Origin of the sequence: Citrobacter sp. TBCS-14, assembly GCF_005280805.1 — a bacterium.
GTDB lineage: Bacteria > Pseudomonadota > Gammaproteobacteria > Enterobacterales > Enterobacteriaceae > Citrobacter > Citrobacter gillenii.
Genome location: NZ_SZWM01001314.1, coordinates 1 through 303, shown reverse-complemented (window position 1 = coordinate 303; position 303 = coordinate 1). Strand labels below are relative to the sequence as shown.

General features: G+C 54.5%; 1 pseudogene. It reads left to right on the top strand.

The window, feature by feature from the left end:
• Positions 1-303 (top strand): annotated as a pseudogene (gene cusR, locus FDX22_RS32340) (copper response regulator transcription factor CusR); the annotation flags it as partial.

Below are 303 nucleotides of genomic sequence, written 5' to 3'. Positions count from 1 at the left end.
GCTACTCACCGCACTGGGTACCATTGAGCATCGGGTCAAAGGTCTGGAGCTGGGGGCTGATGATTATTTGGTTAAACCGTTTGCCTTTGCAGAATTGCTGGCGCGGGTCAGAACGCTGCTGCGACGGGGAGCCGCGGTCATTGTCGAAAGTCAGTTTCAGGTCGCGGATTTAATGGTCGATCTGGTCAGCAGAAAGGTCACCCGCAACGGCACACGCATCACCCTGACCAGTAAAGAGTTTACGCTGCTTGAATTTTTCCTGCGTCATCAGGGAGAAGTGTTGCCGCGTTCGCTGATTGCCTC